This is a genomic window from Kitasatospora albolonga (assembly GCA_002082585.1).
GTDB lineage: Bacteria > Actinomycetota > Actinomycetes > Streptomycetales > Streptomycetaceae > Streptomyces > Streptomyces stephensoniae.
Map to the genome: position 1 here is coordinate 4,838,382 of CP020563.1, position 10,831 is coordinate 4,849,212.

The 10,831-nt window shown below is 69.6% G+C and carries 13 protein-coding genes; 9 read left to right on the forward strand and 4 right to left on the reverse strand.

The features are described from left to right. The first annotated feature begins 320 nt into the window (after positions 1 to 320). The 4 genes from B7C62_21295 to B7C62_21310 all read left to right on the forward strand — a co-directional run bounded on the left by B7C62_21295 (position 321) and on the right by B7C62_21310 (position 3,565). Positions 321 to 536 carry a hypothetical protein gene (locus tag B7C62_21295; protein ID ARF77305.1) on the forward strand — a complete coding sequence of 72 codons (216 nt, stop codon included), beginning with the start codon at positions 321 to 323 and terminating at the stop codon, positions 534 to 536. A gap of 395 nt (positions 537 to 931) precedes the next feature. Continuing rightward, positions 932 to 2,155, forward strand: a complete 1,224-nt coding sequence (locus B7C62_21300; GenBank protein ID ARF77306.1) for a chloramphenicol efflux pump — start codon at positions 932 to 934, stop codon at positions 2,153 to 2,155. A gap of 44 nt (positions 2,156 to 2,199) precedes the next feature. Beyond that, entirely contained in the window at positions 2,200 to 2,736 is a 537-nt protein-coding gene (locus B7C62_21305) for a glycosyltransferase (GenBank protein ARF74488.1), read from the forward strand. After that, on the forward strand, positions 2,720 to 3,565 hold the full coding sequence (locus B7C62_21310; protein ID ARF74489.1) for a MerR family transcriptional regulator: 846 nt from the start codon (positions 2,720 to 2,722) through the stop codon (positions 3,563 to 3,565). Before B7C62_21305 ends, B7C62_21310 begins: the two co-directional genes overlap by 17 nt. A gap of 21 nt (positions 3,566 to 3,586) precedes the next feature. Here B7C62_21310 and B7C62_21315 read toward each other — a convergent pair whose 3' ends face one another. The 3 genes from B7C62_21315 to B7C62_21325 form a co-directional block, all read right to left on the reverse strand. After that, positions 3,587 to 3,979 (reverse strand): hypothetical protein, encoded by a 393-nt coding sequence (locus tag B7C62_21315; protein ARF74490.1) that lies wholly within the window; start codon positions 3,977 to 3,979, stop codon positions 3,587 to 3,589. 192 nt (positions 3,980 to 4,171) lie between these two features. Then, positions 4,172 to 4,369 carry a hypothetical protein gene (locus B7C62_21320; protein ID ARF74491.1) on the reverse strand — a complete coding sequence of 66 codons (198 nt, stop codon included), beginning with the start codon at positions 4,367 to 4,369 and terminating at the stop codon, positions 4,172 to 4,174. Positions 4,370 to 4,380: 11 nt separating this feature from the next. Then, the gene (locus tag B7C62_21325; protein ID ARF74492.1) at positions 4,381 to 5,235 is read right to left on the reverse strand and encodes a transcriptional regulator; all 855 of its coding nucleotides are present in this window, start codon (positions 5,233 to 5,235) and stop codon (positions 4,381 to 4,383) included. A gap of 267 nt (positions 5,236 to 5,502) precedes the next feature. Between B7C62_21325 and B7C62_21330 the strand changes: the two genes are divergently transcribed. After that, the gene (locus B7C62_21330; GenBank protein ARF74493.1) at positions 5,503 to 5,991 is read left to right on the forward strand and encodes an ATP-binding protein; all 489 of its coding nucleotides are present in this window, start codon (positions 5,503 to 5,505) and stop codon (positions 5,989 to 5,991) included. Positions 5,992 to 6,115: 124 nt separating this feature from the next. On the opposite strand, the gene B7C62_21335 is transcribed toward B7C62_21330, so the two are convergent. Then, complete coding sequence (locus B7C62_21335; protein ARF74494.1) at positions 6,116 to 7,006, reverse strand: glycoside hydrolase; 891 nt, start codon at positions 7,004 to 7,006, stop codon at positions 6,116 to 6,118. Positions 7,007 to 7,839: 833 nt separating this feature from the next. On the opposite strand from B7C62_21335, the gene B7C62_21340 reads away from it, so the two are divergent. Genes B7C62_21340 through B7C62_21355 form a run of 4 tightly spaced genes read left to right on the forward strand, consistent with a single transcriptional unit; the run spans position 7,840 to position 10,816 of the window. Then, positions 7,840 to 8,199 (forward strand): NADH-quinone oxidoreductase subunit A, encoded by a 360-nt coding sequence (locus B7C62_21340; protein ID ARF74495.1) that lies wholly within the window; start codon positions 7,840 to 7,842, stop codon positions 8,197 to 8,199. Between the two features lie 18 nt (positions 8,200 to 8,217). Beyond that, positions 8,218 to 8,772, forward strand: a complete 555-nt coding sequence (locus tag B7C62_21345; GenBank protein ARF74496.1) for an NADH-quinone oxidoreductase subunit B — start codon at positions 8,218 to 8,220, stop codon at positions 8,770 to 8,772. After that, positions 8,769 to 9,494 carry an NADH-quinone oxidoreductase subunit C gene (locus B7C62_21350; GenBank protein ID ARF74497.1) on the forward strand — a complete coding sequence of 242 codons (726 nt, stop codon included), beginning with the start codon at positions 8,769 to 8,771 and terminating at the stop codon, positions 9,492 to 9,494. The genes B7C62_21345 and B7C62_21350 overlap by 4 nt, the downstream gene beginning before the upstream one ends. Next, complete coding sequence (locus tag B7C62_21355) at positions 9,494 to 10,816, forward strand: NADH dehydrogenase subunit D (protein ARF74498.1); 1,323 nt, start codon at positions 9,494 to 9,496, stop codon at positions 10,814 to 10,816. The genes B7C62_21350 and B7C62_21355 overlap by 1 nt, the downstream gene beginning before the upstream one ends. Positions 10,817 to 10,831: the final 15 nt, after the last annotated feature.

Consider the following 10,831-nt stretch of genomic DNA (forward strand, 5'->3'; position numbering starts at 1 on the left):
GCGGAGGCCCCTCCATCCTGATGTGTGTCCCCACCCTCCCCGGCCGCGACGAGGGGCGCCGCGACGCCGACCCGGCCCCCGCCAGGGGATAATCCCGGGCCCCCCACGTGATCGTGTGCGATGATTTGCGCGCCATCCCCGGTCGTCGGACAGTCCCGGACCGGCTGGTGCCCGCCCTCGCCCGTAGCGGCGGCACGCGGCGCCGTACGACACCTGTCTCCGCCGACCACCGCACACATCGAACGCGGACCGGCGGGGTACGGGACAAGCCGATACAGCGCTGCTCGACCCAAGGACAGACAGCCATGACGACCGCCTCCCTGCCCCGGAAGTCCTCCCGCCCGGAAGCGGGCGCCCAGGACACCGCGCCGCTCCAGCACCACGGCCTCTTCCTGGAGCCCCGCTTCGCCCCGGGCCTGACCTCCCCGGACGAGGACGACGAGGAGCTGGACGCCGCGTACGACGCGCTGCCCGCGCCCACCACCTCCGCACGGGAGCCGGAGCGGACCACGAACCGCCGCCAGCGCCGCCGCTGACGGCCCGGTAGCCTCGCTCCCATGTCCAGCCCCGAGTCCGACAGACTCCGCCCACCGGTGATCCGGTGGGCGAACCACCGCTGAGCGTCGCCGGTCGACCCCCCTCCGGGGCACCGGCTTCCTCCGCCACGGCCGCGCCCCCGCCGGATCACCGCGGGTACGGGCCGCTTCCCACCCCGCGTACGCGCTGAAGTACCTCCGCAGGTACGCCCGTACGCCGGTTTCGTGCCCCGGGTCCTCAAGCACCCGGGTACTTCTCCGCACCGCCCCGCCGATCTCCGGCGGTGGCCTCGCGCGGCCCGCATCCCCGCACTTCGGTACGTCTGTCCACCGACGCTTCCGTCAAGGGGTCTGCACGCATGCCTTTCATGTCCTTCATGTCCAAACCACGGACACTGCCCTTCGCCGTCCACGCCCTCGGGCTCGCGGTTTTCGCCCAGGGCACCTCCGAGTTCATGCTGTCCGGGCTCGTCTCGTCCATCGCCGCCGACCTGAACGTCTCCCTCCCCGCCGCCGGTCTCCTCACCTCCGCCTTCGCTGTCGGGATGGTCGTCGGCGCCCCTCTGATGGCCCTCTTCAGCCGCACCTGGCCCAGGCGCCGGGCGCTGCTGCTCTTCCTCGCGGTGTTCGTCACCGTCCACATCGCGGGTGCGCTGACCCCGAGTTACGGAGTCCTCCTCGCCACCCGCTTCGTCGGAGCCCTCGCCAACGCGGGCTTCTGGGCGGTGGCGCTGTCGGCGGCGGTCTCGATGGTCCCCGACCGGCTGCGGGGCCGGGCCACCGCCGTGGTGGTCGGCGGGGTCACGATCGCCTGCGTGGTCGGCGTACCGGCCGGAGCGGTGCTGGGGGAGCGGTGGGGGTGGCGAGCGGCGTTCTGGGCGGTCGCGGTGGTGTCCCTGCCCGCGTTCGTCGCGATCCTGCGTACGGTGCCGGGCGGCGCACCACGTGACCGCGAGGAGCCCGCGCCGACTCCCGCACCCGCCCCCACCCCCGTACGGGACGAACTCCGCCTCCTCACCGGCCCCCGGCTCCGCCCCACCCTGCTCACGATGGCGCTGGTCCAGGGGGCCACCTTCTGCACGTTCTCCTACCTGGAACCGCTCCTCACCCGCACGACGGGCCTCGGCACGGCCTGGGTACCGGCGGCTCTCGCGCTCTTCGGGGCGGGGGCGTTCCTCGGCGTCACGGCGGCGGGCCGGTACGCCGACCGCCGCCCCACGGCGTTCCTCGCGTACGGCATGACCGCCCTGGCCCTCGGCTGGACCACCCTGGCCCTGACGGCGTCCGCCCCGCTCACCGCCCTGGCCCTGCTCCCGCTCCTGGGAGCACTCGCCTTCGGTACGGGCACGGCCCTGATCACCCGGGTCCTGGCTCTGGCCCCCGCCGCCCCGACGCTCAGCGGGGCCTTCTCGACGAGCGCGTTCAACCTGGGGGCGACGGTGGGGCCATGGGCGGGCGGTGTGGCCCTGGACGCGGGATTCGGCTACCGGGCGCCGGTCTGGGTGAGCGCCCTGCTGATGGGCCTGGCGCTGCTCACCGCGAACCACGTTCGGTCCAGGGCGAGGGCGAGGGAGAGGGCGGGAACGGGGACGGGAGCGGACGGGACAGCCGGTTCGTAGTCCGACTTGACCCTCACGTCGCGTGAGGCTGAAAGGTAGGCCGCATGAGCGACTACTACAACGCGTTCGAGACAAGTCCCGTGCCCGTACCCGGCCCGGACGCGGTCCCGCCGGAGCCGTTCCGCGGCATCTACGGAATGCCCGCGTTCGTGACGATCCCCACGAGCGATCTGGCGGAGTCGGTGGACTTCTGGATACGGGGGCTCGGGTTCTTCGAGCTGTTCAGCGTCCCCGGCACGATGGTGCATCTGCGCCGATGGGCGTTCCAGGACGTCCTTCTCGTCTCGGCGGAGAGCGTTCCGGAACAGCCACCGGCGATGAGCTTCAGCTTCGCGGGCGTGCTCAGCCAGGTCGCGCCTCTCGCCGAGGCATGTCGTACGCTGCGCCCCGGCTCGGTCGACGGGCCACGGGACACCCCCTGGAACACCCGCGATGTGGAGGTGATCACTCCAGAGAACGCACGGGTCGTCCTCACCGCGGCGAAGCCCTTCGATCCGGCCGGCCGGGAGGCGCGGAACCTCGCGGCCATGGGGATCACCCCGCCCGACGACGGTCCGGGCGACCATGGGAAGCATGCCTGACACCACCGAAACCGACGGACTGACCGTCGGCCAGGTCTCCAAGCGTCTGGACGTGACCGTCCGCGCGCTGCACCACTGGGACGAGATCGGACTGGCACGACCGTCGCTGCGCACGGCCGCCGGATACCGGCTCTACACCGCCGGTGATCTGGAACGCCTGCACCGCATCGTCGTCCACCGCGAGCTCGGTCTCGGCCTGGACAAGATCCGCGCCGTCCTGGACGACGGGACGGCGGATGTGCCCGGCGCACTGCGCGCGCAGCGCGACCAGGTCGCTGAACGGATCGACCGCCTCCAGCAGCTCAGCGCCGGACTGGACCGGATGATCGACGCCCACGAGCGCGGCCTGCTGCTGACCGTCGAGCAGCAGGCCGCGATCTTCGGCTCCCAGTGGGACCCGGACAATTCGGCCCGAGCCCGTCAGCGTTACGGAGACACGACGCAATGGCGGCAGTACGCCGAACGCTCGGCCTTTCGCGGTCCCGAGGAATGGCAGGCCGTCGCCGACGACACCGCCGACTTCGACCGCGCCCTCGGGGACGCGATGGACGCGGGCGTCACACCCGGCAGCCCGGAAGCGCATCAACTCGTCGAGCGGCACCGCGAAGTCTTCGCCGCGTACTTTCCCCTCACCAGACAGATGCAGGTCTGTCTCGGCCGCATGTACGAGGATGATCCGGGATTCGCCGCGCACTACGACGGCATCCGCACCGGCCTCGCCGCGTGGTTCCGCCGGATCATCGACGCCGACGCGCGTGCCCACGGCATCGACCCCGACACCGCGACCTGGAACGGGGAGCAGGAGGAGCGGTACAGGAAGTGCCGCTGAGCCTTTGAGCCGTGAACCCGGTCAGACAGCGCAGCGGCACCGGAGCGACGACGGGTCGCTGAGGGCCAGGTACGTCAGGGGCCGTACGTTCCACTCGATGTGCCGCCCCTTGCGGAGCATCAGGGTGAACCCGCAGCTCTCCCCCCGGTGCAGCGCCCCGAGCGCCTGCACCCAGCCGCCCTGATCGGCCCAGTGGAGGGCCCGCCCGGCGTCGTACGGGGTCAGCCCGAGAACATGGCTGGAGCGGAGCTGGACGCGCAGGATACGGATGGCGTCGCGCGGGTTGGCGAGGAGCCGGAGATCGACCGGCTCGGGGACGAACCCGTTGGCGGGCCCGTACCGCAGGACTTCGAACCGGAACCCGCGCTGGATCAGGGCCTGTACGGGCTCGTTGGTACGGGGAGAAGTGCGCATGGTCGACCGTCCGATCGCAGCGTCCGGGACACCGGGGCGCCTCGACAGGGCAGCCCGGTCCAACTGCGGTGACCGTAACGTCACGCGCCGCTACGGCGCAACCATGTTCCGGAACAAAAATGCTGGCTCATACGTGCGAAGGCCCTCCACCGCACGGTGGAGGGCCTTCGTGGCGCGGAGGGTCCGGACGCCCTACTGGGCGAAGTGGTCGAACTCGCCTGCCTTGACGCCCTTGATGAACGCGGCGAACTTCTCACGGGAGGTGACGGCCACGGTGCCGGGATCGTCGCTCTCGCGCATCAGGATCTGACCGGAATGCTCGGTGATCTCCACGCACTGCTCCTGCGTGCTGGAGAAGGTGGACTTCTGCCACTCAAGCGCTGAGTTCATGCCGGGAATTCTCACATATCCCGTGCGAGGTGTTGGATGAAGCTCAGTGACTCCGCGGGGTCCAGCGATGCTGTCCGGCCCAGATCGAGCAACAGTCGGAAGCGATGCAACTCCGCCTCCGCGTCCAGGTAAGGGCTGCGAGTGGGGGCGTCGATGTGCACGGTGTCGAGCTGGGGCACCACGCCACCCGCGTACAGAACGGTGTGGGTCATGTCGACGTGCAGCTCGCTGGCGAACGGGATGACTCGCAGAGACACGTTGGACCGGTCCGTCGCTTCCAGCAGATATTCCAACTGGGCGCGGGCGACCTTGCGTCCGCCGACCCGCACCCGCAGCGCCGCCTCATGGACGATGGACGCGAACTCCGGCGGCTCGTCCCGGTCGAGAACGGTCGCTCTCCGCATGCGGTGCTCCACCCGGGCCTCCACTTCGTCCTCGGGCAGCCTGGGCAGGGCTGCGCTGAACAGCGCTCGCGCGTACTCAGGTGTCTGGAGCAAACCGGGCATCGTCACCGGCTGAAAGCTGTGCATGTAGCGCGCATGGTGCTCCAGCTCCGCGATGTCCAGGAATCCGGGCGCGAGCACCCCGCGGTACTCGTCCCACCAGAACTGCCCCCGGTGCTCAAGGGATATGGCGCACAGCGCGTCGATCAGCGCCTTGTCGTCGCAGGCGTAGAAGCTCGCGAGCCGGCGGATGCGCTCCTCGCCGATGCCGCTGCGTCCGGCCTCGATGTTGCTGATCCTGGCCTGGTCGGTCGAGATACGCCCGGCTGCTTCCCGGGCGGTCTTGCCCGCACGCTCCCGGAGCTTCCTCAGCTCGGCGCCCAGGCGGACCTGGCGGGCGGTCGGGTTGTCCCTTGGTGGCATGTCACCTTCCCCTGTCTGCGTGTGCAGTGTCGCAGGGCCTGGGGCGGCTGGCGACGAATTCACCCATGCGGGTGAATGAATGAAGCGCATTATTGTTCCGGGCCATTTATTGACCCTAGCGTGTCCCGGAGACCGACGCGCCGGAGATGAACGCCGAAGTGCAGCCGTACGCAAGGGCCTTGACCGGTACCTGTATGCGGCCGGAGCCACGGCAGCCGAACACGGAATGGCGCGCCCACCGACTCTGGCTCACGTAGGGAGACCCCCATGCCGGCCGTCATCGCGCCACCCGCCCCCTTCCCGCACATCCCGCAACACCGCGAGGGCTATCAGCTCGCGATGCCCAACTCGCCCGCCGCCGCGAAGATCGTGCGGGACTTCGTCGGAACGCTGCTGCGAACCGGCGCGCACCCCGGACTCGCGGACGACGCCCGGCTCTGCGTGAGCGAGGTGGTGTCCAACGTGTACTGCCATACGAGCTCGAAGCTGGTCCGGGTCGAGGTCACGGTGGACCGGGACCAGGTGGCGATCCACGTCACCGACGACGGCCCCGGCCCCCTGCCGGAACCGCCGGACCGCCCCGAGGGCGAAGGCGGGCGCGGCCTGCTCGTCGTCGACGGCCTGGCCACCAGCTGGGGAAGCAGCACGCGCCAGGCGGACACCCGCCGAACCAACACCGTCTGGTTCGTCCTCACACCCCCGGGCCGAGACACCGAGCCGAGCACCGCCCCTGCCACTGGCACCCCCGACGCCTAGCCGGGCGGCGCGTGCCCGGAAGCGGTCCACCCGCCCCCGCCCACACCGTGGCGGCGACGGCCGAGGGCCGCCACTCCCGAGCGGGGGAGGGCGGCCCTCGGCCGTACTGCTTCGTGCTTGTGAATCAGAGAACGCGGACCGCGCCGGTCGGCCGGTCGTAGTCCATGGAGCGCTGGACCGTACCGGTGCTGGAGTTCTGCGCGCCGACGAACTGGCCGCCGCCCACGTAGATCGCCACGTGGTACGCGCTGCCCGCGGCGCCCCAGTACAGGATGTCGCCGGGCTGGAGGTTGCTCAGCGAGACCTGGGTGCCGGCCGTCGACTGGGCCTGCGAGACGCGGGGCAGGTCGATGCCCACCGAGCGGTACGCGGCCTGGACCAGGCCGGAGCAGTCCCACGCGTTGGGGCCGGTGCCGCCGGCCACGTACGCGTCGCCGACCTGGGCCTTGGCGAAGGCGACGATGGCACCGGCGGAGCCCGAGGCGTTCGACGACGGGGCCGGGGCGGCCGAGGGGGCGGAGGCCGCGGTCGAGTTGCCCGAGGAGGAGCCCGTGGAGGCGGTGGAGGAGGAGGGGGCGCTGAGCGTCGTGCGCTCGGCGGTGCGGGAGGCGCGCTCGGCGCGCTCCTGGGCCTCGGCCTCGGCACGGGCCTTCGCGGCGGCTTCGGCCTTCTTCTTGGCCTCGGCCTTGCGCACTGCCTCGGCCTTGGCCTTCTTGGCCTCCTTCGCGGCGCTCTTGGCCGCGGCGGCCTCGTGGGCCTGAGCCTCCAGGTCCAGGGCGATCTGCTGGGTGGCCTCGGCGGAGGCGGCGACGGCGGCGGAGAGCCCGGCGGTGATGGTGGGCATCTCGATGGTCTGGGTGACCGGTTCGGCCTGTGCCTCGGCCTGCGCCGGGCCCGCGGCACCCGCGACCGCGATGGTGCTGAGGACGCCACCGGCAACTCCGGCTCGCAGCGCCGACTTCGAGGCGCGCTGGCGGGGCTTCCGGTGGCTGGGTATGTGAGCGGTGTGGGACATGGGTACTAGCGCTATCAGGGCTGTAGGGGTCCCATCAAGAAACGTGTGTTGCGACACAGTTACGTTCGGAATCTGCGAATCCGCTTTCCGTGCGCCTTTATTGACGCCGTAACGGGCAAAACGGGCACCAGTGATCAGGGCCGTGATCTCTGCCTTTCGGCAATACGCCCGAATTGCCCGCTGCTTACCATCCGTTCACACCGATGGCCAAGCCCGGTTTCCGCGCGGCCCGCGCCCGGTGACGCAGGTCACGGCGTGGGTCTCCGGGGGCAGGCAACCCTCGCGCCCGCGAACGGGGTCCGCTCCGCTTCGGCGGCGGGTGCCCTGTCGCTCCTCCGACGGACTCGATGCGCGCGGCCCGAGGGGTGGTGCATGCGCGATGCGGAGGTCGGCGCACGCGTGATCCGGAAGTTCGTGAATGCGCGCACATGTCCCCTTCGGTCCTCGCCGCCCCTCGTCCGGGTGAGGGGCAGTTGGGACCGGCGCCCTTATCACCCCGTCGTGGTCCATCGCCAATTTGCTTGTAGTGGCTGTCCATTGATAGCGGCGCACCGCTTTGACCAGCGGTAACACCGGTGAATGTCACGTCTCGTGATCACTCGGCCGCTTCGCGTACGAAGATCACCGCTCATACGACTTCATGATCCTTCGTCAGGTGGTGGAGATCACAAAGACGGTGGCGTACCCCGTGTCGCAGATCACAGGGCGACGGGCATAGGATGCGGGGCAGTCGGGCTTGTGAACTGCCTCACATGTGCACGATCTTGGTGAGGTGGCGAGCCGGTCGCCCGATGCGGTCCAACGGTCAAGGACGACTGGAAGGAGCGAGGAGCGTGAATGCCTACGCGCCCATCCTCGTGCTCGGCGCCCTGGGGGCAGGGTTTGCGATCTTCTCCGTGGTCATGGCCACGCTTATCGGCCCCAGGCGGTACAACCGGGCAAAGCTCGAAGCGTACGAGTGCGGTATCGAACCCACGCCGACACCGGCCGGAGGCGGCCGCTTCCCCATCAAGTACTACCTGACGGCGATGCTTTTCATCGTCTTCGACATCGAGATCATCTTCCTCTATCCCTGGGCGGTCTCCTTCGACGCCCTCGGGATCTTCGGGCTCGTGGAGATGCTGCTCTTCGTGCTCACCGTCTTCGTCGCCTACGCGTATGTCTGGCGTCGTGGCGGCCTGGAATGGGACTAAGGGGCTGAGGGGCACACCATGGGACTCGAAGAGAAGCTGCCCAGCGGCTTCGTGCTGACCACGGTCGAACAGGCCGCCGGCTGGGTGCGGAAGTCCTCCGTCTTCCCGGCCACGTTCGGCCTCGCCTGCTGCGCCATCGAAATGATGACGACGGGCGCGGGCCGCTACGACCTGGCCCGGTTCGGGATGGAGGTCTTCCGCGGATCGCCGCGCCAGGCGGATCTGATGATCGTCGCCGGGCGGGTCAGCCAGAAGATGGCGCCCGTCCTGCGGCAGGTCTACGACCAGATGCCGAACCCCAAGTGGGTCATCTCCATGGGCGTTTGCGCATCATCGGGCGGAATGTTCAACAATTACGCCATTGTGCAGGGTGTCGACCATATCGTCCCGGTCGATATCTATTTGCCGGGATGCCCGCCGCGTCCCGAAATGCTGCTGGACGCCATCCTCAAGCTCCACCAGAAGATCCAGGACGGCAAGCTCGGCGTCAACGCGGAGGAAGCCGCCCGCGAGGCGGAGGAAGCGGCCCTCAAGGCGCTGCCCCTGATCGAGATGAAGGGGCTCCTGCGGTGAGCGACAACACCCACGGCGAGGGGCAGAACGGCAACTCCGTACCCGCCCCGCGCGACACCGGCGGCGAGGTCATCCGCGTACGCAGGGGCATGTTCGGCGCCAACAACGGCGGCGACACCTCCGGTTACGGCGGCCTCATCCGCACCATCACCCTGCCCGGCGCCGCCACCCGGCCCTACGGCGGCTGGTTCGACGAGGTGGCCGACGAGCTCGAAGGGGCCCTGGAGGAGCAGGACCTGCTCCCCGAGAACGCCATCGAGCGCACCGTCGTCGACCGCGACGAGCTCACCTTTCACATTGCCCGCGAACACCTGGTCCAGGTCGCCCGCACCCTGCGCGACGACCCCGCCCTGCGCTTCGAGCTCTGTACGGGCGTCAGCGGTGTCCACTTCCTCGGCGACAAGGGCCGCGAACTGCACGCCGTCTACCACCTGCGGTCCCTCACCCACGGCCGGATCATCCGGCTGGAGGTCTCCGCCCCGGACAGCGACCCGCACATCCCGTCCCTCGTCGAGGTCTACCCGACCAACGACTGGCACGAGCGCGAGGCGTACGACTTCTTCGGGCTCATCTTCGACGGGCACCCGGCCCTGACCCGGATCATGATGCCGGACGACTGGCAGGGCTTCCCGCAGCGCAAGGACTACCCGCTCGGCGGCATCGCCGTCGAGTACAAGGGCGCCCAGATCCCGGCTCCGGACCAGCGGAGGTCGTACTCCTGATGACCACTCCCCATGCGACACCCCGTGCCACGACCGAGGGGACCGTATATACGGTCACCGGCGGCGACTGGGACGAGGTCGTCGAATCCGCCGCCAAGTCCGACGACGAACGCATCATCGTCAACATGGGCCCCCAGCACCCGTCCACGCACGGCGTGCTGCGGCTGATCCTGGAGATCGACGGCGAGACCGTCACCGAGGCCCGCTGCGGCATCGGCTACCTCCACACCGGCATCGAGAAGAACCTCGAATTCCGCAGCTGGACCCAGGGCACCACGTTCGTCACGCGCATGGACTACCTGACGCCGTTCTTCAACGAGACGGCGTACTGCCTGGGCGTCGAGAAGCTCCTCGGCATCGAGGACCAGATCCCCGACCGGGCCACGATCCTGCGCGTGCTCCTGATGGAGCTCAACCGGATCTCCTCGCACCTCGTCTGCATCGCCACCGGCGGTATGGAGCTGGGCGCGACCACGATCATGATCTACGGCTTCCGCGACCGCGAACTGGTCCTCGACCTCTTCGAGCTGATCACCGGCCTCCGGATGAACCACGCGTTCGTCCGCCCCGGCGGCCTCGCCCAGGACCTGCCCCCGGGCGCGGTCGACGCGCTGCGCGAGTTCATCAGGACCATGAAGAAGAACCTGCCGGAGTACGACAAGCTCGCCACCGGCAACCCCATCTTCAAGGCCCGGATGAAGGACGTCGGCTACCTCGACCTCACCGGCTGCATGGCCCTCGGCGCCACCGGTCCGGTCCTGCGCTCCGCCGGGCTCCCGCACGACCTGCGCAAGAGCGACCCCTACTGCGGCTACGAGACCTACGACTTCGAGGTGCCGGTCACCGACACCTGCGACTCCTACGGGCGCTTCCTGATCCGCATGGACGAGATGCGCGAGTCGCTCCGGATCATCGAACAGTGCCTGGAGCGCCTGGAGCCGGGCCCGGTCATGGTCGCCGACAAGAAGATCGCCTGGCCCGCCCAGCTCGCCCTCGGCGCGGACGGCCTCGGCAACTCGCTCGACCACATCAGGAACATCATGGGCACCTCCATGGAGGCCCTGATCCACCACTTCAAGCTGGTGACCGAAGGCTTCCGGGTTCCGGCCGGGCAGACGTACACCGCCGTCGAGTCCCCCAAGGGCGAACTCGGCGTCCACGTCGTCTCCGACGGGGGCACCCGCCCCTACCGGGTCCACTTCCGCGACCCGTCCTTCACCAATCTGCAAGCCATGGCGGCGATGTGCGAGGGCGGCCAGGTCGCCGACGTGATCGTCGCCGTCGCGTCCATCGACCCCGTGATGGGAGGCGTCGACCGGTGACCGCAGCAAATCAAG